General features: G+C 64.7%; 29 protein-coding genes. 18 read left to right on the top strand and 11 right to left on the bottom strand.

The features are described 5' to 3' along the window. Window positions 1-4: 4 nt before the first annotated feature. The 3 genes from BI49514_RS03405 to BI49514_RS03395 are packed head-to-tail and all read right to left on the bottom strand — an operon-like array spanning window position 5 to window position 2,561. Window positions 5-907 (bottom strand): COX15/CtaA family protein, encoded by a 903-nt coding sequence (locus BI49514_RS03405; RefSeq protein WP_244195110.1) that lies wholly within the window; start codon window positions 905-907, stop codon window positions 5-7. Between the two features lie 8 nt (window positions 908-915). Next, window positions 916-1,647 (bottom strand): ABC transporter permease, encoded by a 732-nt coding sequence (locus tag BI49514_RS03400; RefSeq protein WP_101544288.1) that lies wholly within the window; start codon window positions 1,645-1,647, stop codon window positions 916-918. Beyond that, window positions 1,644-2,561, bottom strand: coding sequence for an ABC transporter ATP-binding protein (locus BI49514_RS03395; protein ID WP_101544287.1), 918 nt, complete (start codon window positions 2,559-2,561; stop codon window positions 1,644-1,646). The genes BI49514_RS03400 and BI49514_RS03395 overlap by 4 nt, the downstream gene beginning before the upstream one ends. A 137-nt stretch (window positions 2,562-2,698) precedes the next feature. On the opposite strand from BI49514_RS03395, the gene BI49514_RS03390 reads away from it, so the two are divergent. The 10 genes from BI49514_RS03390 (at window position 2,699) to BI49514_RS03345 (ending at window position 11,749) form a co-directional block, all read left to right on the top strand. Beyond that, entirely contained in the window at window positions 2,699-3,418 is a 720-nt protein-coding gene (locus BI49514_RS03390) for a helix-turn-helix transcriptional regulator (protein WP_101544285.1), read from the top strand. Continuing rightward, window positions 3,415-4,845 carry a Fe-S cluster assembly protein SufB gene (gene sufB, locus BI49514_RS03385; RefSeq protein ID WP_101544284.1) on the top strand — a complete coding sequence of 477 codons (1,431 nt, stop codon included), beginning with the start codon at window positions 3,415-3,417 and terminating at the stop codon, window positions 4,843-4,845. The genes BI49514_RS03390 and sufB overlap by 4 nt, the downstream gene beginning before the upstream one ends. Before the next feature lie 40 nt (window positions 4,846-4,885). Then, window positions 4,886-6,061 carry a Fe-S cluster assembly protein SufD gene (gene sufD, locus BI49514_RS03380; protein WP_101544281.1) on the top strand — a complete coding sequence of 392 codons (1,176 nt, stop codon included), beginning with the start codon at window positions 4,886-4,888 and terminating at the stop codon, window positions 6,059-6,061. Then, a complete protein-coding gene (locus tag BI49514_RS03375) occupies window positions 6,058-6,381 on the top strand; it encodes a non-heme iron oxygenase ferredoxin subunit (protein ID WP_101544279.1) in 324 nt (107 codons plus the stop codon). The genes sufD and BI49514_RS03375 overlap by 4 nt, the downstream gene beginning before the upstream one ends. Before the next feature lie 26 nt (window positions 6,382-6,407). Then, window positions 6,408-7,166, top strand: coding sequence for a Fe-S cluster assembly ATPase SufC (sufC, locus tag BI49514_RS03370; RefSeq protein ID WP_101544277.1), 759 nt, complete (start codon window positions 6,408-6,410; stop codon window positions 7,164-7,166). Further along, window positions 7,166-8,416, top strand: a complete 1,251-nt coding sequence (locus tag BI49514_RS03365; RefSeq protein ID WP_101544276.1) for a SufS family cysteine desulfurase — start codon at window positions 7,166-7,168, stop codon at window positions 8,414-8,416. The genes sufC and BI49514_RS03365 overlap by 1 nt, the downstream gene beginning before the upstream one ends. A 16-nt stretch (window positions 8,417-8,432) precedes the next feature. Then, window positions 8,433-8,912: a Fe-S cluster assembly sulfur transfer protein SufU gene (gene sufU, locus BI49514_RS03360; protein WP_167443945.1), complete on the top strand. Its 480-nt coding sequence runs from the start codon at window positions 8,433-8,435 to the stop codon at window positions 8,910-8,912. After that, the gene (locus tag BI49514_RS03355) at window positions 8,905-9,240 is read left to right on the top strand and encodes a metal-sulfur cluster assembly factor (RefSeq protein WP_025778421.1); all 336 of its coding nucleotides are present in this window, start codon (window positions 8,905-8,907) and stop codon (window positions 9,238-9,240) included. The genes sufU and BI49514_RS03355 overlap by 8 nt, the downstream gene beginning before the upstream one ends. Before the next feature lie 215 nt (window positions 9,241-9,455). Beyond that, window positions 9,456-10,154: a ribonuclease H family protein gene (locus BI49514_RS17250; RefSeq protein ID WP_101544275.1), complete on the top strand. Its 699-nt coding sequence runs from the start codon at window positions 9,456-9,458 to the stop codon at window positions 10,152-10,154. Continuing rightward, entirely contained in the window at window positions 10,151-11,749 is a 1,599-nt protein-coding gene (locus BI49514_RS03345) for an ABC-F family ATP-binding cassette domain-containing protein (protein ID WP_101544273.1), read from the top strand. Before BI49514_RS17250 ends, BI49514_RS03345 begins: the two co-directional genes overlap by 4 nt. A gap of 51 nt (window positions 11,750-11,800) precedes the next feature. Here BI49514_RS03345 and BI49514_RS03340 read toward each other — a convergent pair whose 3' ends face one another. From BI49514_RS03340 to BI49514_RS03330, 3 genes are read right to left on the bottom strand one after another with little or no spacing between them, the layout of a single operon-like run. After that, window positions 11,801-12,703 (bottom strand): SURF1 family cytochrome oxidase biogenesis protein, encoded by a 903-nt coding sequence (locus BI49514_RS03340; protein ID WP_101544271.1) that lies wholly within the window; start codon window positions 12,701-12,703, stop codon window positions 11,801-11,803. Next, window positions 12,700-12,912, bottom strand: coding sequence for a hypothetical protein (locus BI49514_RS03335; protein ID WP_101544269.1), 213 nt, complete (start codon window positions 12,910-12,912; stop codon window positions 12,700-12,702). Before BI49514_RS03335 ends, BI49514_RS03340 begins: the two co-directional genes overlap by 4 nt. Next, on the bottom strand, window positions 12,909-13,436 hold the full coding sequence (locus BI49514_RS03330; protein WP_101544267.1) for a DUF3099 domain-containing protein: 528 nt from the start codon (window positions 13,434-13,436) through the stop codon (window positions 12,909-12,911). The genes BI49514_RS03335 and BI49514_RS03330 overlap by 4 nt, the downstream gene beginning before the upstream one ends. Before the next feature lie 130 nt (window positions 13,437-13,566). Here BI49514_RS03330 and BI49514_RS03325 point away from each other — a divergent pair, with 130 nt between their 5' ends. From BI49514_RS03325 to BI49514_RS03315, 3 genes are all read left to right on the top strand, one after another. Further along, window positions 13,567-14,277 carry a beta-ketoacyl-ACP reductase gene (locus BI49514_RS03325; protein ID WP_101544431.1) on the top strand — a complete coding sequence of 237 codons (711 nt, stop codon included), beginning with the start codon at window positions 13,567-13,569 and terminating at the stop codon, window positions 14,275-14,277. A 147-nt stretch (window positions 14,278-14,424) separates the two neighbouring features. Next, entirely contained in the window at window positions 14,425-15,183 is a 759-nt protein-coding gene (gene fabI, locus BI49514_RS03320) for an enoyl-ACP reductase FabI (protein ID WP_101544266.1), read from the top strand. A gap of 8 nt (window positions 15,184-15,191) precedes the next feature. Next, on the top strand, window positions 15,192-15,698 hold the full coding sequence (locus BI49514_RS03315; RefSeq protein ID WP_101544264.1) for a SixA phosphatase family protein: 507 nt from the start codon (window positions 15,192-15,194) through the stop codon (window positions 15,696-15,698). A gap of 130 nt (window positions 15,699-15,828) precedes the next feature. On the opposite strand, the gene serB is transcribed toward BI49514_RS03315, so the two are convergent. Then, window positions 15,829-16,506: a phosphoserine phosphatase SerB gene (gene serB, locus BI49514_RS03310; protein WP_244195109.1), complete on the bottom strand. Its 678-nt coding sequence runs from the start codon at window positions 16,504-16,506 to the stop codon at window positions 15,829-15,831. Then, window positions 16,503-17,237, bottom strand: a complete 735-nt coding sequence (locus BI49514_RS03305; RefSeq protein ID WP_101544262.1) for a hypothetical protein — start codon at window positions 17,235-17,237, stop codon at window positions 16,503-16,505. The genes serB and BI49514_RS03305 overlap by 4 nt, the downstream gene beginning before the upstream one ends. Before the next feature lie 44 nt (window positions 17,238-17,281). Between BI49514_RS03305 and BI49514_RS03300 the strand changes: the two genes are divergently transcribed. Genes BI49514_RS03300 through BI49514_RS03285 form a run of 4 tightly spaced genes read left to right on the top strand, consistent with a single transcriptional unit; the run spans window position 17,282 to window position 20,682 of the window. Further along, window positions 17,282-18,067: an ABC transporter ATP-binding protein gene (locus BI49514_RS03300; protein ID WP_101544261.1), complete on the top strand. Its 786-nt coding sequence runs from the start codon at window positions 17,282-17,284 to the stop codon at window positions 18,065-18,067. A 2-nt stretch (window positions 18,068-18,069) separates the two neighbouring features. Beyond that, on the top strand, window positions 18,070-18,906 hold the full coding sequence (locus BI49514_RS03295) for a sulfite exporter TauE/SafE family protein (protein ID WP_101544259.1): 837 nt from the start codon (window positions 18,070-18,072) through the stop codon (window positions 18,904-18,906). A 30-nt stretch (window positions 18,907-18,936) separates the two neighbouring features. Then, the gene (locus tag BI49514_RS03290) at window positions 18,937-19,866 is read left to right on the top strand and encodes a TrmH family RNA methyltransferase (protein ID WP_244195108.1); all 930 of its coding nucleotides are present in this window, start codon (window positions 18,937-18,939) and stop codon (window positions 19,864-19,866) included. A 45-nt stretch (window positions 19,867-19,911) separates the two neighbouring features. Further along, window positions 19,912-20,682 carry a phosphatase gene (locus BI49514_RS03285; protein ID WP_101544258.1) on the top strand — a complete coding sequence of 257 codons (771 nt, stop codon included), beginning with the start codon at window positions 19,912-19,914 and terminating at the stop codon, window positions 20,680-20,682. Window positions 20,683-20,727: 45 nt separating this feature from the next. Here BI49514_RS03285 and BI49514_RS03280 read toward each other — a convergent pair whose 3' ends face one another. Then, entirely contained in the window at window positions 20,728-21,279 is a 552-nt protein-coding gene (locus BI49514_RS03280) for a YbaK/EbsC family protein (RefSeq protein ID WP_101544256.1), read from the bottom strand. 177 nt (window positions 21,280-21,456) lie between these two features. On the opposite strand from BI49514_RS03280, the gene BI49514_RS03275 reads away from it, so the two are divergent. Further along, complete coding sequence (locus tag BI49514_RS03275) at window positions 21,457-21,711, top strand: type B 50S ribosomal protein L31 (RefSeq protein WP_101544255.1); 255 nt, start codon at window positions 21,457-21,459, stop codon at window positions 21,709-21,711. Window positions 21,712-21,863: 152 nt separating this feature from the next. Here BI49514_RS03275 and thiD read toward each other — a convergent pair whose 3' ends face one another. Further along, on the bottom strand, window positions 21,864-22,688 hold the full coding sequence (thiD, locus tag BI49514_RS03270; protein WP_101544253.1) for a bifunctional hydroxymethylpyrimidine kinase/phosphomethylpyrimidine kinase: 825 nt from the start codon (window positions 22,686-22,688) through the stop codon (window positions 21,864-21,866). Between the two features lie 45 nt (window positions 22,689-22,733). Beyond that, complete coding sequence (locus BI49514_RS03265) at window positions 22,734-23,198, bottom strand: tRNA (cytidine(34)-2'-O)-methyltransferase (protein WP_101544252.1); 465 nt, start codon at window positions 23,196-23,198, stop codon at window positions 22,734-22,736. Window positions 23,199-23,206: the final 8 nt, after the last annotated feature.

Below are 23,206 nucleotides of genomic sequence, written 5' to 3'. Positions count from 1 at the left end.
GCAGTCAGGAAACCACAGACACGGAACGATCGATATGGACTTCGGCGCTCCTCGGATATGCGCTGTCGAGGACGGCAACGCTTGCCGCAATCGTAGCCGACAGGCCGACCATGTGTAAGGCCACGAGCAGTTCGGGAACACCGAGGAAGTACTGGACGTAGCCGATGATTCCCTGTGCGACCTCGACGACGAGAAGCACGGTCAGCGGGGCGACCATCGCCGTCTGTGCTTTCTTCCGGGCGACGACGAGCGCGGAGATCGTGGAGATGACGAGCAGCCACACCGGCGCGGCATGCAGCCGGGTGACCCAGATGTTGTCGAGGTTGTTGCGGGTCGAGATCGTCGAACCCGAATGGGGCCCGGCCCCCGTAGTGAGCACGCCGAAGACGACGATGATCGCGGTGAGACCGAGGATGATCCAGCCCAGAGTCGGCAGCGGAGCCGGGGCCTTCGTCCTCAGTCGCACTCCCGTGTCATAGGTGCGGCGGACGAAATAGGCGGCGACCCCGACAGCGACGGCCGAGGGCACGAAGTGTCCGGCGACGACCCAGGGGTTGAGCTTCGTCCACACGGTGATTCCGCCGACGACGGCCTGGACGGGCACAATGGCCAGCAGGCCGATATTGAGCCAGAAGAGATCGGGGCGCCGCTTCCGGTGCCTCCATAGCATGAGCGCAATGCACACGCCGAGGATCGCCAGCGCCACAGCCAGCAGGCGGTTGCCGAACTCGATGGCGCCGTGGATGCCCATCTCGCTGGTGGCCACGAGCGAATCCGGGGTGCACTTCGGCCAGTCCGAACAGCCGAGCCCAGAGCCGGTGAGCCGGACGATTCCCCCGGTCAGAATGATCCCTGCCTGGGCGATGAGCATAGCCCAAGCGGCGATGCGGATCTTCTTCGTGACCACTTCACTCCTCATTCGAAACGGAACCACCTGCGTGCCGCAAGCGTTCCCACAAGCCCCCATACCAGGAGCACGATGATTGCCTTGATGTCTGTGCCGCCGTGTCCGATGGCGGACCGCATGGCGTCGCCGAGCGCACCGGAGGGCAGGTAGCCCACAACCGTTCCCCATTCTCCCGGATGTGCGATGACGAGGCCACCGACGCCTGCCATGAGCACCCAGATGAGGTTCGTCGCCGCCAGAGTCGCTTCGGCGCGGACTGTGCCGGCCATGAGCAGTCCGAGCGAGACCAGCGCTGCGGTGCCGAACAGTGTGGCCAGGGTGAGTCCGAGGGCGTCGACGGGACCCCGGAAGCCGAGAATCGCCGCGGCGGCGAAGACGAGCGCGTACTGGATGAGGACGACGACGATGACGGCGCCGAGTTTGCCGAGGATGAGTCCGTTCGTCCCCAGCGGAGTCGTCGCCAGCTGCCGCAGCACTCCGTAGCGGCGGTCGAAGGCGGTTGCGATCGCCTGCCCGGTGAAAGCGCTGGAGGCCAGGCTCAGGCTCAGCGCCCCGGGGACGGCGATCGACAGCGGATCGGCGCCGGCCTCGATGACCCCGAGCCCGGGGAGCAGGGGAGTCTTCGCGAGGAAGACGAGCAGACCCAGCGGGAAGATGATTGAGAGCAGCAGCTGTTCGCCGTTGCGCAGAACGGACAGGGTTTCGAACTTCGCCTGCGAGACGATGCGGGTCGATGTCATCGCAGCGGCCTCCCTGTCAGTTCGAAGAAGACGTCGGACAGGGACTGCCTCTGCATGCCGATGTCCGTGATCTGCAGGCCTGCCTCGGCGACGGCAGTGCACGCAGCCGCGATCTGGCTCGCAGTCGGTGCTCCGTCGAGAGAGATCATCGAACCCTGCGCCGAGGCGGGGCCGAGCTCGGTGAGCCGATCGACGAGGGCGGCGGGGACGGGGGAGTCGACGCGTATCGTCAGCGACCGTGACCCGGCGGAGGCGCTGCGCAGCTCCTCTGGCGCTCCCTGAGCGATGATCCGTCCGCGATCGATGACGACGACCTCGTCGGAGAGCTCCTCGGCCTCGGCGAGGTCGTGGGTGGTGAGGACGACGGCGACTCCGCGGTCGGCGAGATCGCGGATGAAGCTGTGGACGACCTCGCGAGCCTGCGGGTCGAGACCGGCGCAGGGTTCGTCGAGGAAGACGAGGCGCGGCCGTCCGATAAGGGCCGCGGCCAGTGCGACTCGCTGCTTCTGTCCCCCGGAGAGCCTGCGCATCGTGCGTCCGGCGAAGTCGTGGAGACCGAGGGGTTCGGCGAGTTCGTCGACCGGTACGGGATTCTCATAGAGGGTGGAGAGGTGCCGCAGCACCTGCAGGGGCTTCGAGCTCATCGGCAGTCCGCCGTCCTGGAGCATGACCCCGGCCAGCTGCGACGTCGTCGCGTGTTCGGCGACGGGGTCGTGTCCGAAGATCTCTACCGTGCCCGATTCGGGACGGCGGGTGCCCACGGCCAGGGAGATGGTCGTGGATTTTCCTGCGCCGTTGGGTCCGAGAACGCCGAGGACGGATCCGGACTCGGCCATGAGGTCAATTCCGTCGACGACACGGTGGGTGCCGTAGGAGTACTGGAGACCGCGAATGGTCAGGGCCGGAGAGGACACCAGGCTATTCTACGACGCGTCGAAACGGGTGTCGAAACCGCAGGTGTCCGCACGCGACGCGGGTGGTGGTTAGGCTCACCTAGTTTTACGAAACAAATTACGCAACAATATTGTTGTGTTAGTCAAGGAGGTGGATTATGGCTGCAAACGACACGGAAGATCGCCGAACCCGGCAGAAGGTCTTCCAGTCGGTGCTCGACGAAGGTCCGATCACTGCTTCGTCTTTGGCCAAAGCCCTCGAGCTGACTCCCGCGGCGATCCGTCGTCACCTGGACGCGCTGGAGAGTGAGGGCCTTCTCGAGGTCCGTGAACTCGCCGGCAAACAGGCAGGCAGGGGCCGACCGGCCCGGCACTATGTGGTCACGACGGCCGGACACGATTCGGTCAGTCATTCCTACGACGAGTTGGCCGTGAACATCCTGCGCTTCATGGAGGACAAGCACGGCAGATCGGCAGTGGAGGGATTCACAGAAGACCTCGTGAACCGACTGCGGGAGCGACTCGGACCGGAACTCGAGAAGCGCGGCGGCACCACAGTGGCGTCTCGCTCACGTGCACTTGCCGCCGCACTCACTCGGGAAGGGTACGCCGCCTCGGCGACCCCGGTCGCGGCCGGAACCCCGTTGGAGGCGATGCAGCTGTGCCAGGGGCACTGCCCGATCCAGGCCGTGGCGGCGGAGTACCCGGAGATCTGCGAAGCAGAGCTCGCGATGTTCTCCGACTACCTCGGTGTCGACGTGCGGCGGCTGTCGTCGCTGGCGCAGGGCGACCACGTGTGCACCACCCACATTCCGACTTCGGAACTGACCAGACCACTCATCCACAGCAATGATCGACCTCAAGGAGGTTCACGATGACTGACACAGGAAATCGGATCATCGATGCGAATCCCGAGCTGAAAGACCTCGGGCAGTACGCATACGGTTGGCACGACGAGAACGACGCGGGCGCGACCGCGACCCGCGGCCTCAGCGAGGAAGTCGTCCGCAACATCTCGAAGCTCAAGGACGAACCGGAGTGGATGCTCAAGCGTCGACTCAAGGCTCTGCGTCTGTTCGACAAGAAGCCGATGCCGAACTGGGGCGCCGATCTCACCGGAATCGACTTCGCGGACATCAAGTACTTCGTCCGCTCCACCGAGGGACAGGCGACGTCATGGGAGGACCTGCCCGAGGACATCCGCAACACCTATGACAAGCTCGGCATCCCCGAGGCCGAGAAGCAGCGCCTCGTCGCCGGTGTCGCCGCTCAGTACGAGTCCGAGGTCGTCTACCACCAGATCAACGAGGAGCTCGAGGCTCAGGGTGTCATCTTCATGGACACCGACACCGGCCTGCGCGAATACCCGGAGATCTTCGAAGAGTACTTCGGGTCGATCATTCCGTCCGGTGACAACAAGTTCGCCGCTCTGAACACCGCTGTCTGGTCCGGCGGTTCCTTCGTCTACGTCCCCAAGGGCGTCCACGTCGAGATCCCGCTGCAGGCCTACTTCCGCATCAACACGGAGAACATGGGCCAGTTCGAGCGCACGCTCATCATCGCCGACGAGGGCTCCTCGGTCCACTACGTCGAGGGCTGCACCGCACCGATCTACAAGACCGATTCCCTGCACTCGGCCGTCGTCGAGATCATCGCGAAGAAGGATGCGAAGGTCCGCTACACGACGATCCAGAACTGGTCGAACAACGTGTACAACCTCGTCACCAAGCGCGCCATCGCCGAAGAGGGCGCCTCCATGGAATGGGTCGACGGCAATATCGGCTCGAAGGTGACCATGAAGTACCCGGCCATCTGGCTGACAGGTGAGCACGCCCGCGGCGAGACGCTGTCCGTGGCCTTCGCCGGCGAGGGACAGCACCAGGACACCGGTGCGAAGATGGTCCACGCCGCTCCGCACACCCATTCGTCGATCGTGTCGAAGTCCGTGGCCCGCGGCGGCGGCCGCGCCGGCTACCGCGGACTCGTCCACGTCCACCCGGGCGCCGAAGGCTCGTCGAACAACGTCCTCTGCGACGCCCTGCTCGTCGACAACGTCTCCCGTTCGGACACGTACCCCTACATCGACATCCGCGAAGACGACGTCACACTCGGCCATGAGGCCACCGTGTCGAAGGTCAGTGAGGATCAGCTCTTCTACCTCATGTCCCGCGGCATGGAGGAGACCGAGGCGATGGCGATGATCGTGCGCGGCTTCGTCGAGCCCATCGCACGCGAACTCCCGATGGAGTACGCCCTCGAACTCAACCGCCTCATCGAACTGCAGATGGAAGGCGCGGTCGGCTGAGACCCGACCCGGCGCCCACTGCACCCAAAGGAGTAAATCTGTGACTGATACCACCAACCCGCTTGGCCTCTCGGAGCATTCGCACGGTTCCGAGGTCCAGGTGCCCGATTCGAAGCGCGACGCGCGCACGCGCAGCTTCGATGTCGCCGACTTCCCCGTGCCCACCGGCCGGGAGGAGGAATGGCGCTTCTCTCCTGTCCGCAAGTTCAGCGAGTTCTTCGAGGACACCGCCACCGAGGCGAAGCTGAAGTTCGAGTCGGATCTGCCCGCGGGCCTGTCCGTCGAGGAGATCTCCCTCGAGTCGGCTCAGGAACTGGGCATCCTCGAGCCCGAGGACCGCGCCGCGGCCGTCGCCGCCAACCGCGCCTCTGCGGTGACGCACTACTCGGTCCCCGCGGACACCGAACTCGAGCGGGCCGCAATCATCCACGCGGACGGCACCGGTGAGGCACTCGGCCACGGCCATGTCGTCGTCACGGTCGGAGCGAATTCGAAGGCGACCATCGTCGTCGAACACGAGGGACTGGCCCGGTACTCCGAACTCGTCTCCCTCGTCATCGGCGATGGTGCGGACGTGACCTTCGTATCGCTCCAGCTGTGGGACGACGGCTCCCAGCACCTCGGTCAGCACGATGCGATCGTGGGCAAGGACGCGAAGTTCAAGCACATCCATATCACCCTCGGCGGTGACGTCGTGCGCCTGAACACGAACGTGCGCTACTCGGCAGCCGGGGGAGAGGCCGAACTTCTCGGACTCTATTTCGCCGATGCCGGTCAGCACCTCGAGCACCGCACCTACATCGACCACAACACGGCGAAGGCCCAGTCGAACGTCCATTACAAGGGCGCTCTGCAGGGCAAGGACGCGCGCAGCGTGTGGATCGGCGATGTGCTCATCCGTCCCGAAGCCCTCGACATCGACACCTACGAGCTCAACCGGAACCTCATCCTCACCGATGGCGCCCGCGCCGACTCGGTGCCGAACCTCGAGATCGAGACCGGTGACATCGCCGGTGCCGGCCACGCCTCCTCGGTGGGTCGCTTCGATGAGGAGCACCTGTTCTACCTCATGAGCCGCGGCATCCCCGAGGATGTCGCTCGTCAGCTCGTGGTCCGCGGATTCTTCAACGAAGTGATCCAGAAGATCCAGGTGCCCGAGATCGAAGACGTGATCAACGAACGCATCGAGGACGAACTGTCCCGGAGTGTTCTGTGACCATGATCGACGTGGCGGCCACCGACGAGGTGGACCCCGGCGGCACCATGCGCATCGAGGTCGGCGAGTACGAGATCTGCATCGCTCGCGACTCCGACGGCACGATCCACGCCATCGACGACCTGTGCACCCATGGTGAGGTGTCGCTGGCCGAAGGCGACGTCGAGGACTGCACCATCGAATGTTGGCTGCACGGCTCGCAGTTCGACCTCAACACGGGCAAGCCGGTGAATCCCCCGGCGTTCGAACCCGTCGCGGTCTATGACTGCAAAGAGATCGCAGGCCGCATCCTCGTCGACCCGAACACCACCCTGAACTGACTCAAGACCGAAGAAGAAGGATCATTATGTCCACTCTCAAGATCGAAGACCTGCACGTCGGTGTCAACACCGATACCGGTCTCAAGCCCATCCTCAACGGCATCGACCTCATCATCAACACGAACGAGACCCACGCCATCATGGGCCCCAACGGCTCCGGCAAGTCGACCCTGGCCTACGCCCTGGCCGGGCACCCCAAGTACGAAGTGACCTCCGGTTCGGTCACCCTCGACGGTGAGGACGTCCTCGAGATGTCCGTCGACGAGCGTGCCAAGGCCGGACTGTTCCTGGCCATGCAGTACCCCGTCGAGGTTCCCGGCGTGACCGTGACGAACTTCCTCCGTTCGGCCAAGACCGCCATCGACGGTGAAGCTCCGAAGCTGCGCAACTGGACCAAGGACCTCAAGCAGGCCATGGAGAACCTTCGCGTGGATCCCGCCTTCGCCTCGCGCAACGTCAACGAAGGCTTCTCCGGCGGCGAGAAGAAGCGTCACGAGATCCTGCAGCTCGAGATGCTCAAGCCGAAGTTCGCCGTCCTCGACGAGACCGACTCCGGCCTCGACGTCGACGCGCTGCGCATCGTGTCCGAAGGCGTCAACCGCGTCAAGGACGCCACCGACGTCGGCATCATGCTCATCACCCACTACACGCGCATCCTCAACTACATCAAGCCCGATCACGTCCACGTGATCATCAAGGGCAAGGTGGCCGAGGAAGGCGGACCGGAACTGGCCGAACGCCTCGAGAACGAAGGCTACGACCGCTTCTTCACCGCCGGCGTCTGATGTTCTCACGTCTGAGGGGCGACTTCCCGATCCTCGATGTGAGGGTCGGGGAGTCGCCGCTGTCGTATCTCGATTCGGGAGCGACATCGCAGAAGCCGCAGTGCGTCATCGACACCTTCGTCGAGTACTTCCAACAGCGCAACGCCGCCGTCCACCGAGGCGCGCACTCCCTGGCCGTCGAGGCCACGGACGCCTTCGAGAACGGTCGGATCGCCGCTGCCGGACTCGTCGGCGGGACACCGGACCAGGTGTGCTGGACGAAGAATGCGACCGAGGCGCTCAACATCGTGGCCCTCGGCATGGATCGGGCCAGCCATGGCTTCGGGGGAGACGACGCAGAGCGTTTCGCCCTCGCCCCCGGTGACTCGATCGTCGTCACCGAGATGGAGCACCATGCGAATCTCGTGCCGTGGCAGCAGCTGGCTGCCTCCACGGGAGCACAGCTGCGCTGGCTGCCGGTCACTGACTCCGGTGAACTCGATCTGACCGATCTCGACACGATCGTCGACGAATCGACGAAGGTGCTCGCGTTCACGCACGTCTCCAACGTCCTCGGCACGATCAACCCGGTCGACCGCCTCGTGGACCGGGCCCGCGCCGTCGGAGCCTACGTCGTGCTCGACGCCTGCCAGTCCGTTCCGCATATGCCTGTGGACTTCGTCGACCTCGACGTCGACTTCGCCGCTTTCTCCGCTCATAAGGCACTCGGCCCCACCGGTCTGGGTGTGCTGTGGGGCAAGTCCGAACTGCTCGACGCTCTGCCGCCGGTGCTCACCGGCGGATCCATGATCACCACGGTGACCATGGAGGAGACCGAGTTCATGCCCGCTCCGCAGCGGTTCGAGGCCGGCACTCAGCCGGTCGCCGAGGTGGCGGCTTTCGCGACAGCGATCGGATACCTCACCGAGGTGGGGCTGGACAATGTTCTCGAGCATGAGAAGGAACTCGCCCGAGTCCTCCTCGACGGGATCGGCCAGATCCCCGGAATCCGCATCCTCGGCGAGGCCGAAGACCGGATCGGAACCGTGGCCTTCGACGTCGACGGCGTGCACGCCCACGATGTCGGACAGTATCTCGACTCGCAGGGCATCGCCGTGCGGGTGGGCCACCACTGCGCTCAGCCGCTGCACCGCCGCTTCGGGGTCACCGCCTCGACGCGGGCGAGCACGTACCTGTACAACAACGTCGAAGACTGCACCCGCTTCCTTTCTACTCTGGCGGAAGTGCGGCCCTTCTTCGGAGTCGGCTGAGGAAGGGAGCGAACCAATGAGCACTCAGATGCAGCAGCTCTACCAACAGGTGATCCTCGACCAGTCGCGGGCACGCATCGGCAACACCGAACTGCTCCGTGACGCCGCAGAGTCACCGCACGGATATTCGCATCAGGTGAACCCGACGTGCGGCGATGAGATCGAGCTCGAGACCGAACTGCGTGAGGACGGCACGATCGCGGTGCGGTGGACCGGCGACGGCTGTTCGATCTCGATGGCCTCGGCCTCGGTGCTGTCGGAGCTGGCCGCCGAATCCTCCGTCGCGCAGATGCTCGAGATCGAAGGCGCGTTCCACGAACTCATGCATTCACGTGGGACAATGGAGGCGGATGAGTCGATTCTCGGGGACGCCGCGGCGTTCACCGGAGTGTCGAAATTCCCGGCCAGGATCAAATGCGCTCTCCTGGCATGGATGGCGTTCAAGGACGCACTCAACCAAGCACAAGCAGCTCGTGAGGAGAAACACAATGCCTGAAGTCATTGACGCACCGCAGAATGCCAGCGTCGACGAAGTGCGCGAGGCGATGATGGACGTCGTCGATCCCGAGCTCGGTGTCAACATCGTCGATCTCGGCCTCGTGTACGGACTCTCGGTCGAAGACGACGGCACCGCCGTGATCGAGATGACCCTGACCTCGGCGGCCTGCCCGCTGACCGACGTCATCGAGGACCAGACCGCACAGTCGCTCGAGGGAATCGTGCCGGCCTACCGGATCAACTGGGTATGGATGCCGCCGTGGGGTCCGGAGAAGATCACCGAGGACGGCCGCGAACAGATGCGCGCCCTCGGATTCAACATCTGATCCGACACCGACGACGTTCGGTTGTCCGCGTCCCTCGGGAACGCAGACGAACACCATCGCCGAGGTGGGGCGACCTGAGAAAGTCAGCCCCGCCTCGGCGATTGTCGTCCGATCCGGCCATCGTCCTTGGGCAGGGTCGCGGAGATCACCGCCCCGCGGACCGAGAACCCGAGAGCGGCGTGAAAGAATGGAATCCGACTTTCCAAGGAGAACCATTGACGATCATCGCTGCCGCCGACGGATCCGCGCTCGGCAACCCCGGACCCGCCGGGTGGGCCTGGTACATCGACGACACCTCCTGGCACGCCGGCGGGTGGAAGAACGCGACGAACAACCGCGGTGAGCTCATGGCCGTCCTCGACCTGCTCCGGTCGACCGCGGACAGCGACGACGAACTGAAGATATACTGTGATTCGCAGTACGTCATCAACGCTCTGACCAAATGGATGCCGGGGTGGAAACGCAAAGGGTGGAAGAAGGCCGATGGAAAAGAAGTCCTCAACAAGGACCTCTTAGCGTCTCTCGATGAGGCACTGAGCGGGCGGACGGTCGAGTTCGAATGGGTCAAAGGACACAACCACCACGAACTCAATGAGGCTGCCGACGTTCGCGCCCGCGCGGCAGCCACCGCCTTCCAGAAGGGCACGCCCGTGCCGGAAGGCCCCGGATACGTCCCCGCGGGGACGTCGACCGCGACGGCGGGCGAACCGGCAGACGATTCGACGAAACCTGTTGCTCAGGACGATGTTTCCGTCGCGCCCGTGACCGCAGCCGCCGGGTTAGACACCACTGTCGTGTCCTGCGTTGTGCCGTCCTCAGTCGCAGATGACCTCGTCGCCCGGGCCCAGGCCCGCGGCATCCACCCCCAAGAATTTCTGGCCGAACTCATCGGCCGCAGTTTGGAGACAGAATGATTCAGGCCTCCGGCCTCGAAGTCGCCGTCGGCGCCCGCACCCTCATGTCCGAGGTGTCCTTCCGCGTCGACAAGGGCGACCGAGTCGGTCTCGTCGGCCGCAACGGCGCCGGCAAGACGACCCTGACCAAGGTGATCATGGGAGGACACCCGGCCCAATCCGGATCCGTGTCGATCTCCGGCACCGTCGGCTATCTGCCGCAGGACCCGCGCAGCGGCGACCTCACCGCCACCGGCATGGAACGCATCCTCTCGGTGCGCGACCTCGACGTCGTCGTCAAGCGTCTGCGCAAGGCCGAACGGCAGATGGCCTCACCGGATGAGAAGGTGGCGACGAAGGCCATCGACCGCTACCCGCGCATCGAAGCGGAGTTCATAGCCGCCGGCGGCTATGCAGCCGAATCCGAAGCCTTCGCGATCGCCGCGAACCTCGGACTCGACGAGGCACTGATCAGCCAGGAGATCGGGACGCTCTCAGGCGGTCAGCGCCGCCGTGTGGAACTCGCCCGGATCCTGTTCTCGGCCCCGGATACGATGATCCTCGATGAGCCGACGAACCACCTCGACGCCGAATCCGTGCTGTGGCTGCGCGACCATCTCAAGGCCTACTCCGGTGGTCTGATCATCATCAGCCACGACCTCGATCTCATCGACGAAGTGGTCAACAAGGTCTTCTTCCTCGACGCCACCCGTCAGACCATCGACATCTATTCGATGGGCTACCGGCTCTACCTCAAACAGCGTGAGGACGATGAGCGGCGTCGCCGCCGCGAACGTGCCAATGCCGAGAAGAAGGCCGCGGCGCTCAACGCTCAGGCGAACAAGATGATGGCGAAGGCGACGAAGACCGTCGCCGCCCAGCAGATGGCCAAGCGCGCCGACCGTCTGCTCGCCGGTCTCGAGGACGAACGCGCCACGGAGAAGGTTGCGAATCTGCGCTTCCCGGCCCCGGCCGACTGCGGACGTGTGCCGCTGACGGCCGAGGGACTCTCTCGCAGCTTCGGTTCGACCGAGGTGTTCACCGGTGTCGATCTCGCCATCGACAAGGGCACACGAGTCGTCGTACTCGGCTACAACGGCGCCGGAAAGACGACGCTGCTGCGTCTGCTCGCCGGACTCGACGAACCCGACTCCGGAGAAGTCGTGCCCGGACACGGCCTCAAGCTCGGCTACTACGCGCAGGAGCATGAGACCCTCGACCTCGAGCGCACAGTGCTGGAGAACATGAAGCGGAACTCTCCGCATCTCGATGACACCGCGGTGCGCAATGTGCTCGGTTCGTTCCTCTTCAGCGGTGACGATGTGCACAAACCTGCCGGGGTCCTCTCCGGAGGCGAGAAGACACGTCTGGCTCTGGCCACCCTCGTGGTCTCGAGCGCGAATGTGCTGCTGCTCGACGAGCCGACGAACAACCTCGATCCGGCCTCCCGCGAGGAGATCCTCTCGGCGATCCGCCGCTATGAAGGTGCGATCGTGCTCGTCACCCACGATGAGGGTGCGGTGTCCGCGCTCGATCCCGACCGGGTGCTGTTGCTGCCCGACGGCGACGAGGACCTGTGGAACGACACGTACCTCGATCTCGTCACGCTCGCCTGAGCCGGCTCATCGCGCTCGGCTGAGCCGGTCGGCCTCACTCGGCTGATCGGCTCACTGAGAGCGGAAGCGCTCCTCGAACAGGGCATCCTCATCGGCTTCGGCCTGCCCGCGCACGGTGGGCGAGGCCCAGCGGTTGCGGCCATAGCGACTGCCGGGCTGACTGATCTTCGCACCCGCGTCGAGGGCGGCCTTGTCGATGACGACCATTTCGCTGTCGGCAGAGCCGTGCTCGACCGCCTCGGCGGCGGCCTTGCGCTCACGACGGGCCGAGATGACCACGGCGATGATGATCATGATTCCGAAGGCGAACCACTGGAGCATATAGGACAGGTGGTTGCCCGGGTCGAGCTCGGGCATCGGCAGCGGGGTCAGTCCCTCTTCCGGGGAGCCGCCCGTCTCGGCCGGTGACGCCTCGACGTAGACATGCGAATAGGCATCGTCCATTCCCGGAATCCGTGCGGGATCGATGGCCTTGATGAGTCCCTTCGGGTTCTCATCCTCGGACCCGTCCTGAGCAGGACGCAGGTGAGCGACGACGGTCTGCTCACCCTGGGGAGCCGGCGGCACGGCATCCTGTTCGGCAGTGAAGCCGCGGACGACGGCGATCGTCGAACCGCCGCTGATCTCGAACGGAGTCACCACATAGAAGCCGGGTTCGTCTTCGACCGTGCGATTGCGTGCGAGGACGGTGTCCTCGTCGGAGAACTCTCCGGTCAGCTCCACCTGGGTCCACTCATCGGTGGTCTCCAGCGTCGAATTCGGTGTCGAGAGCACCGAGGTGATGTCGACGGGGTCGGCGGAGTAGTTCGCGGTGATCGTCGCGATCTCCTGCTCCCGCTGATCGCGGCGGTCTTTCTGCCATAGGGCGAGGAACACGCAGGCGATGATGACGATGATCGCCATGGCGATGTATTTGAGCCAGCGTGCGGAGAAGAGGAAGGAATAGCGGCTCAACCTGCGTCCTCCGGAATCTCGTCGACGGAGACGTCGGTGATGAAGAAGTCGCGCAGAGTCAGGAAGTCGCGCAGATAGTCGAGGTGCTCATCGCAGGCCAACCACGTCTTCTTCCGCTCGGGAGTGTGGACGCGGGGATTGTTCCACAGCAGGGCGCGGGTTGCGAACGCCCGGCATTCCTTCGCGGAACACTGCAGCTGCTCGCTCAAACCTGGTCCCTCCTGTCCTCGTCTTCTACGGTCTCACCGGGGATGGTCTCACCCGGAATCGTTTCGCCCGGGATCGTTTCGCCCCGGATCGTTTCGTGCCGGTGATCCGCGCCTGGATCGGTCGCGTCAGGGGCGCCGCCTCGGGGATCGGAGCCGCCTCGGGGATCTGGGTCGTCGACCGTCTCGTCATCGACCGTCTCTCCGCCGAGGGTGTCCCCGGAGATCGTCTCACCTCGCGCCGGCGGCAGCTCTGTCAGCGGGGCCTGTTCGAGAAGGGCGGAACGATCATCTCGGGTGCGTTCACGGCCCGCATTGGCGAAGATCACCGCAGGGTAGGGGAGGACGACCGCCCCTGCCACGCACATCCACATGAGGATGTGCATATCTGCGACGAAAGCGAAATAGGCGGCCACGAAGCAGACCGTCCTGATGCCCATGGTGATCGAATACTTGATGATCCGAGACCGCATATCGTCATCAAGGGCGGTGTCTGCCGTTGTGATCTGCTGAGCGTGCCTGACCATATCCCTCTTCGATCGATGACTGCCAAACATGATACTCGTCCTTTGTGAGAGTCATATCCATCGGCTAAAGGACAGGATAGGTTTGTCCACGATAGGTTTGAAGAACACAGTCGATCAACAGGAGACCAACGTGTCAGAACCACGCACAGTCCTCGTCACCGGCGGCAACCGCGGAATCGGTCGCACCATCGCCGAGGAATTCCTCGCCCAGGGGGACAAGGTGGCAGTCACCTCCCGCAACGGTCAGGCCCCGGAGGGAGCGCTGGCCGTGGCCGCCGATGTCACCGACAGCGAATCGATCGATCGGGCGTTCACCGAGATCGAGGAGAAGCTCGGTCCCGTCGAGGTCGTCGTGGCCAATGCGGGAATCACCGCCGACAACCTGCTCATGCGGATGAACGATGACGAATTCGAGTCCGTCATCAAAACGAATCTCACCGGTGCCTTCCGCACCGTCAAGCGCGGAATCACCGGGATGATCCGTGCGAAGAAGGGCCGCATCGTCCTCATCTCCTCCGTGTCGGGTCTCTACGGCGTGCCCGGTCAGGCGAACTACTCGGCGTCGAAGGCCGGTCTCGTCGGCTTCGCCCGCTCCATCACCCGTGAAATCGGCTCCCGCGGAATCACCGCCAATGTCGTCGCCCCGGGCTTCATCCGCACGGACATGACCGATGAGCTCAGCGAGAAGCAGCAGAAGGAATATCTCGCCACCATCCCGGCCAAGCGGTTCGCCGAACCCGCTGAGGTCGCCAAGGTCGTCCGCTGGATGGCCTCCGACGAAGCCGCCTACATCTCCGGTGCCGTCATCCCCGTCGACGGCGGACTGGGGATGGGCCACTGACTCAGACGGCGCTGGGCCGGTTACAACCGGATCCTGGGCCGCAGACGATGCGGCCCGGCCGGGCCACAGCCCGTAGACTTCGATACAGAGACACCGCCCGAAGCGGCGTCATGCACACGCAACCACCTTCCTTTCGAAAGGACCACCATGGGAATTCTTGACGGAAAGCGCATTCTCGTCACCGGCGTGCTCACCGAGGCGTCGATCGCCTTCGCCGCTGCCCGTATCGCACAGGAGCAGGGAGCCGAGGTCATCCTCTCGAGCTTCGGCCGCCAGATGAAGATCACTCAGGTGATCGCCGAACGCCTGCCCGAGACCCCGCAGGTCATCGAACTCGACGCCACGAACGAAGAGGACCTCGCGGCCCTGCCCGAGCGCCTTGGCGGCAATATCGACGGAATCGTCCACGCCATCGCCTTCGCTCCGAAGGACGCCCTCGGCGGAGTCTTCCTCGACACGCCTTGGGACTCCGTGTCCGCGGCCATCCACGTCTCCGCATACTCGCTCAAGGCCATCGCCGTGGCCGCGAAGCCCGTGCTCAACAAGGGCGCCGGAATCGTCGGACTGACCTTCGACGCGACCATCTCCTGGCCGGTCTACGACTGGATGGGTGTGGCCAAGGCCGCCTTCGAATCGACCGCCCGCTACCTCGCCAAGTACGTCGGCGAAGACGGCGTGCGCGTCAATCTCGTCTCGGCCGGACCGCTGAAGACCACCGCCGCAACCTCCATCCCCGGCTTCGGAACGCTCGAAGACATGTGGGGCGACCGCGCACCCCTGGGCTGGGACCAGAAGGACACCACTCCTGCCGGCAAGGCCATCGTCGCCCTGCTCTCCGACTGGTTCCCCGCCACTACCGGCGAGATGATCCACGTCGACGGCGGATTCCACTCCACCGGCGCCTGAGACCACTCATGCCTGTGCTCATCCTCGCCCGCCACGCCAAGGCGGAAGCGCACGGTCCGACCGACTTCGAACGGTCCCTGGACTCGAAGGGTCTGGCTCAAGCGGTCGAGGCCGGAGCCGAGATCGCCGAGCGCTGGTCACCCGATGTGGCCATTGCCTCGGCGGCCAGGCGCACCGTGCAGACCGGACAGGCCGTCGTCGAAGCCGTCAACCGCGCTCAGGGAGGAACTCTCGACGAACCGGGTGACCTGACCCTGCGCGAGGATCCTTCGCTGTACTCCGGGTCCGTCGACGACTGGCTGGATGCGATCAACTCGATCCCCGCGGATGCGCAGTGCGCGTATATCGTGGGCCATCAGCCGACCGTCGCCGAGGTGGTCGGCCACCTCAATCCGGAAGGCGGGGTTCCCGATACCTTCCGTCCCTCGTCGATCGCGGTCTTCGACCTCGAGAGCTGGGACGTGGAGCCGGGCCACTACCCGGCCCCACAGATCCGGGTCTTCCACGGAGTCTGAACGCACCGCCTGACCGACGCGATCTGTCGACAAGACGCCTGTGGCGCTGACGAAGCAATCGTCAGCGCCGCAGGCGTCTTCGGTCAGTCAGTGGTCAATGGCGCCGGTGCCACACCCTCGGAGGTATCGCTCACACGTCCGCACGCGCAGCGACAAGCTCGATCACGGCTCGCAGGTCCCGTGTCTCCACGGACGCGTCCGCCGCGGCGGCGAGGGCCGGTTTCGCACAGAAGGCGACTCCGAGACCGGCGGCTTCGACCATGCCGATGTCATTGGCGCCGTCGCCGATCGCCACCGAGGCGGCACGGTCGTATCCGCCGGCTGCGAGCAGATCCTCGAAGATCTCGGCCTTGGCGCTCGGGTCGATGACACGGCCGTTCGTGCGCCCGGTCAGCAGCCCGTCATCGATGTCGAGTCCGTTGGCGAAGACGTCGGTGATGCCCAGCTGTGCGGCGACGGGAGCGATGATGGCGGTGAAGCCGCCCGACACCAGAGCCACGTGGCCGCCGGAGGAGTGCACTGCCGCTACCAGGTCGGCGGCCCCCTCGGTGAGGGTGATCTGCTCTCGCACCTCATCGAGCACGGTCTCCGGCAGCCCGCTCAGCAGGGCGACCCGTTCGGCGAGGGATTGGGCGAAGTCGAGCTCACCGGCCATGGCGCGTTCGGTGATGTCGGCGACCTTGTCTCCGACCCCGGCATGGGCGGCGATGAGGTCGATGACCTCTTCGTTGATGAACGTCGAGTCGACGTCCATGACGAGCAGTTGGACGGGGATCTGGGTGGCGGTGGCCTGAGGCGTCTCATTCACCCCTTCATCGTAGCCACTGCCATGATGTAGTCCGCGGCGGCGGGGTGCAGCTGGGACAGCAGCGCACCGAACTCGGGTGGGGCGACCGTCGCAGGGGCGAGCACGGTGCGCATCCGGTGGTGGATGTCGAGGGCGGCGTAGATCGCACGGGAATCCGCCTCGGTGGGGATGAGCCGGGAGATCGGATGCATCGTCGACAGCTCCTCCTGCCAGTCACGCCACGGCCCCTGCCGCCAGTCCTCGGGAACGTCGATGGTCTCGACGAGGCGCAGGCCCTCCATCACCAGCAGGCGCAGGCGCCGCAGCGCCTCGGGGGCGGACCCGACCGTGACGGGGCGGAAGACGGTGGGCGCACAGGCGATGATCTCCACGTTCGCCTCGGCGCCGATGAGGGCGATCGCCGCCTGCTCGTCGCCGCGATGGAGGACCACGGGGGCGGTGTGGCGTCCGACCATCGTCCGGGCGGTGCGATCGACCGGGGGAGTCGTATGCGGCAGGGACGGGTGGTGCAGTGCCAAGCGCGCATGAGTGATTCCGGCAGCGGCCGCTGTGGCTGCGAAGAGCAGCAGACCGGTGGGAACGACCGAGTCGAAGACCTCATCGGAGACGATGAGAGGAACATCACGATCATCGTCGAGGAAGGCAGAGGTCAACTCGTCAGGGGGCAGGGTCGAGCGCAGACGGTGGTTGAGGGCCAGGGTCAGCAGCAGTGAGTCGGTCGTGAGGTCCATGTCGAACCAGGATAGACGGCTCGTCTGCGATAGAGTCTGAAGATATGAGTGAAGTCCTGAATCTGGATTCTGTGTCCGTGCGCCGGGGGACGAATTTCCTCCTCGACGATTTCTCGCTGACCGTCGCCGAAGGCGAGCATTGGGCAGTGCTCGGACCCAATGGTGCCGGCAAGACGACCCTGCTCGAAATCGCGGCCGGTCGCATGCATCCGACCACGGGTACGGTCAACATCCTCGAGGAGCAGCTCGGCCGCGTCGATGTGTTCGAGCTGCGCCCGCGCATCGGGTATGCCTCGACGATTCTGGCCAACCGCATTCCGAGCTCCGAAGCGGTCCTCGACACCGTCCTCACCGCCGCCTACGGCGTCACCGGACGCTGGGTGGAGGAGTACGAACAGGACGATATCGAGCGTGCCCGCGATCTGCTGGCCGCGTTCCACATCACTCACTTGGCCGATCGTACCTTCGGCACGCTGTCCGAGGGCGAGCGCAAGCGTGTGCAGATCGCGCGTGCGCTCATGACGGACCCGGAGCTGCTGCTGCTCGACGAGCCGGCGTCCGGACTCGACTTCGGCGGGCGTGAGGAGCTGCTCGGCGCACTCTCGGAGATCCTCTCGTCGAAGTGGGCGCCGGCCACGATCATGGTCACCCACCATGTCGAGGAGATCCCGGAAGGCATCACACATGTGCTGCTGCTGTCCGAGGGCACCGATCTGGCCGCAGGTCCGATCGAGGAGACCCTGACGGCGGCGAACCTCGCGGCGACCTTCGGCATCGACGTCAAGCTCACCCGGGACGGTCAGCGCTACCACGCACGTTCCGCCCTCTGAGCATGGAGTTCCTGGCGAACCTGAGCCTCGAACCGTGGCAGATCGGCCTTGTCATCGTCGCCGGAATCGCGGCAGGAGGCATCAACGCCGTCGTCGGCTCCGGAACGCTCATCACCTTCCCGGCGCTCGTCGCCTTCGGAGTGCCGCCGGTGGTGTCGACGATGAGCAACGCCGTCGGTCTCATCCCCGGCAATATCGCCTCCTCGTTCGGATACCGTGAAGAGCTGCGAGGGCAGTGGAAGCGGATTCTCGGATACGTTCCCGCCTCTCTGCTCGGGTCGCTGACCGGGGCGTATCTGCTGCTGCACCTGCCCGAGGACGCTTTCGAGACGATCGTGCCGGTCCTCCTCGTCGTGGCGTTGATCATGGTGGTCGGCCAGCCGTACCTCTCCCGCTACCTGAAGAACCGGTCCCTGCGCCGGGCCGAGGCTGCCGGCGTCGAGCATCGGGTCGCCGAGGCGGGGGACCGCCTGTCCGCGGGCCGGTACATCGCCGTGCTCATCGTCGTCTTCCTCACCGCGATCTACGGCGGCTACTTCGCCGCCGCCCAGGGCATCATCCTCATCGCTCTGCTCGGTCTGCTGCTGCCCGATGATCTGCAGCGACTCAACGGGCTGAAGAACGTCCTCGTCCTCGTCGTCAATACGGTCTCGGCGAGCACGTACATTATCGTCGGCCACGATCGGATCAACTGGATCGCCGTTGTCTGCATCGCCATCGGCTCACTCATCGGCGGGTACTTCGGTGCCCGTATCGGGCGGAAGTTCTCACCCGTGCTGCTGCGCGCGGTCATCGTGGCGCTCGGACTCGTCGCGATCTGGAGGATCCTCACACTGTGAACGGAATTCCGCTGTGAACGGGAGCGCGCTGTGAACACTCCAGCCAAGGCACCCTTGACCCGACAGCAGGTCATCGATAGGTCTGCTGAGCTCGGGATCGCTGTCGAGCGTCTGCGCTTCTTCGATGAAGCGGACTTGACCTCTGGCAGCCAGGGCGATGATTCCAGCGCTGCCCTGCACGGGCGTCTCGAGGGCATGCGTGACTACACGCAGCTGACCGATGTCGCACTGCGCAGCGTGCGCGAACCCGCCGAGGGGCTGTTCATCGCCGAATCCTCGAAGATCATCCGCCGCGCTCATGCTGCCGGCCTCTCACCACGGTCGTTCCTCACCAGCCCGAAATGGCTGTTCGACTTGGCCGACATCATCGCTGAGAGCGATGTGCCGATCTTCATCGGCACGGATGCCGCCGTGGAGTCCCTGACCGGATTCCATCTCCACCGAGGAGCTCTGGCCGCCATGGGCCGACCCGCTCCGGCTCCGGTCGGCTCCTTGATCGCCGATGCCAGACGACTCGTTGTCATCGAAGACATCGTCGACCACACGAACGTCGGCGCCATCTTCCGCTCTGCGGCCGCATTCGGCGCCGACGCCGTGCTCGTGACCCCACGCTGTGCCGATCCGCTCTATCGCCGGTCGATCCGCGTGTCGATGGGCACGGTCTTCCAGGTGCCCTGGACTCGCATCGAATCCTGGCCAGGCGGGGTCGCAGAGCTCCAGGAAGCCGGTTTCCATGTCGCGGCACTGGCACTCGATGATGAATCGGTGAGCCTGCGCCAGTTCGCCGCCGCCGCACCGGAACGTACTGCCGTCGTCTTCGGCACCGAAGGCGACGGTCTGAAGAGATCGACGATCGCCGCCTGTGACTCGACCGTGATGATCCCCATGAGCGGGGGAGTGGACTCCCTCAACGTCGCGGCCGCCTCGGCGGTGACCTGCTTCGCACTGCAGGAAGAGTGAGTTGTTCCAGTGCCCTTTTCCCCGCAAGATACAGAGAGGACCCCAGTGGACCGCAGCACCCTAGCCCATGCCCTTGAAGCCGGACGGATCACCGGGGAGGTCGCCACTCCAAGAGAGAACAATCTCTCTCATATCCACCGGTTCCTCGACCAGGAACGCCAGTTCGACTTCGGTGTCGAGCTCACCCGCACATGGGACTATGACTCAGTGTTCGCGCTCATGGTTGCGCGCTGTGGCCTGCGGCCCGATCCCGACTTCGTCGAAGGCGTGGACACGATCTCCACCGACGCCTGCATCGACGCTCTGGAGAAGCTCGCCGAGGCGGTCGGCGAGGTCGCGCGCGCCGGCGGACAGATCCTCTTCGCCACCGGCCACCCCGCAGGGCTTCTGCCTGTGCATATGGCAATTGCCGCCGCGGCGAAAGACGCCGGCGCCGTCCTCGACACCCGTGATCACTTCATCCCGGTTCCGGAGATCGGTGGGGACGTGCGACAGATCAGCAACGTGTGGACCTGGCACCTGCACGGCGGCAGTCCGCACACGCACCTGGCCGAACCCATGCGTGCGCTGCTTGATGATATCGCCGCCCGCGGCGGATCTGCCCCCGACCTCGTCGTCGCCGACCACGGGTGGGCCGGTGCCGCCTCGAGCAGAGGGCTGCGAACGATCGGTTATGCCGACTGCAATGATCCGGCACTCTTCGTTGCCGAGGCGCAAGGGCAGATCGAAGCGACAATCCCGCTCGACGACGATGTCGTGCCGAACCTCTACGCCCCGCTCATCGACTTCGTCATCGACTGTTCCGGACTGAACTGACGAGCAGCGCTCGACCGGCGGGCGATGCATGCCCGAGCGCCACGTTCAGTCGATCTCGTTCGCGAGATCCTCGATCACTTCGGAGCCGGGCAAGGATGCGAGAGTGGATCCGGCGAGCAGCAGCTTGGAGCCGCGGATACCGGAACCGATGATGAGTTCGTCGGCCTCGGCGACGCGGGAGTCGATGAGCACCCGATAATTCTCCGGCAGGCCGATCGGACCGATGCCGCCGTACTCCATTCCGGATTCGTTCACGGCGCGTTCGAGCGGCAGGAACGAGGCCTTGCGGACATCGAGGAGCTTCTTGACCCGCTTGTTGACATCGGCGCGGGTGTTCGCAAGCACCATGCAGGCGGCGATCCGCTCCTCACCACCCCGCGAGCCGGCGACGAGAACGCAGTTCGCCGAGGTGGCCGGAGGCAGATCCGCGGCATCGAGGAGAGCAGCGGTATCGGCGATCTGCGGATCGATGTCGAAGACGTCGACATCGCCGGAGACCGTGGACAAGGCGGCGGCAGTCGATTCGGCCATGAGTTCGGGAGCGGTGGCGGCGGGTTGGAGGGTGAACTGAGTGGAGAGGCGTTCCTTCGTGGTCATGGCCACAGTTTAGGAGATCCGTGTCGAATCGCTTTGTCCGGGCCCATCAGATAGAATGGACTGTCGCTCCGGGTCCGGTTCCTACGGTTCGGAGCGTGTCCAGCAGACGAATTCGGGCACTGGCAGATGAGTTCAACTCATATCAGGCGCCTGAAAGAATTCAGCAGAGGTAAGAAAATGAAGAAGGACATCCACCCGGAATACGCGCCTATCGTGTTCAACGATCTGGCTTCCGGCACCAAGTTCCTCACCCGCTCCACCGCTAAGAGCGAGAAGACCATCGAGTGGGAAGACGGCAACACCTACCCCGTGATCGACGTCGAGATCTCGTCCGCTTCGCACCCGTTCTACACGGGCAAGCAGCGCATCCTCGACTCCGCCGGCCGCGTGGAGAAGTTCAAGGACCGCTACAAGGGCTTCGGCAAGCGCTGATCTCGGGCGTTCCCAACAGCTTCATACGAATCGCCCCGCACACCGGAAAGGTGTGCGGGGCGATTTGCCGTCTGCAAGCCGACTGACTCTGATGCGACGTCCCGACTGTGACTAGCTGCGTCCCCGCGGGGACGCAGCCGAAACACCGATGATCAGTCGACGGTGACTGAGACCTCGGAGGAGGGGCTCACTCGTGACGCCGGATGGTAGAGCGAGGCGACGCCGGTGGCATTGTCGAGGCAGTTCGCGATTCCGTGAGCGACCTTCTCCTTCGCGGAGACGACGGCGTCCTTGATGTCGAGACCGGTGGCGATTCCTGCCGCAATCGAGGACGCGAAGGAACAGCCTGCGCCGTTGACGAGCTTGTTGTTGACCTTGCGCGAGCGCAGAGTCGTCACGGTCTCTCCGTCGAAGAGGATGTCGATGGCATCGTCCCCGGCCAGCCGTGCTCCGCCCTTGACGACGACGTTCTTCGCGCCGTGGCCGTGGATGATCTTCGCGGCCTCGATCATGCCCTCGAGGGAGTCGATGGAATCGACCCCGGCCAGGGTCGCGGCCTCTTCGAGGTTCGGGGTGACGACGGTGGCCAGAGGCACGAGGTTCTCGACGAAGAGATCCTTGAGATCGACCATGGTGCCTGCGCCCTTGCACACGAGCACAGGATCGAAGACGTACGGCAGATCATTGGTCTTCAGCTCTTCTGCGAGGACCAGCGCCGAGTCGACGGAGCCGAGCATTCCGGACTTGATGGCGGTGAACTCGTGCACGGCCAGCGTCGATTCGAGCTGACGGGTGACGACCTCGGGCTCGATGAACTCGAGGACGTGGGCGAACCCGTCATTGGGATCGAAAGTGACGATGCAGGTGACGACGGCAGTGCCGAAGGCCCCGTATTCGTCGAACATCTTCAGATCGGCTTCGAGTCCGGCTCCTCCGGAGACATCGGATCCGGCGACAGTGAGCACCTTTGCGGTCATAGTGGTCCTTTCAGGTAAAGCGTTCGCGAAGAAGTCTACGCGGGTTCAGGCGCCCGCGTAGCCGTGCTGACGCCAGGCTTCGTAGATGGCGATGGATGCCGAATTCGCCAGGTTGAGCGAACGGCGTGCCGGCAGCATCGGGATCCGCACTGTCATATCCACATGCTCGTCGTTGACGACTTCGTCGGGCAGTCCCGTCGACTCGCGCCCGAAGAGGAGGACATCACCGTCTTGGTAGTCCACCTCGGCGAAGGAATTGTCCGTATGCGTGCTGAACGCGATCACCCGACGTTCACCGAGGCGGCCCCAGAGTTCGTCGATCGAAGGATGGACGGTGACATGGGCGAGGTCGTGATAGTCGAGACCGGCTCGGCGCAGCTTCGCGTCGGAGAGGTCGAAGCCGAGGGGCTCGACGAGATGCAGATGGGCTCCGGTGACCGCGGCGAGCCGGATGGCGTTTCCGGTGTTGCCGGGGATCTCGGGAGCGTGGAAGACGATGTCGATGTTCATATCACCCT

The sequence above is a fragment of the Brevibacterium iodinum ATCC 49514 genome, assembly GCF_900169265.1.
Classification (GTDB): Bacteria; Actinomycetota; Actinomycetes; order Actinomycetales; family Brevibacteriaceae; genus Brevibacterium; species Brevibacterium iodinum.
The sequence above is the reverse complement of the archived record's forward strand: the minus strand, read 5'-3'. Positions and strand labels throughout refer to the sequence as shown.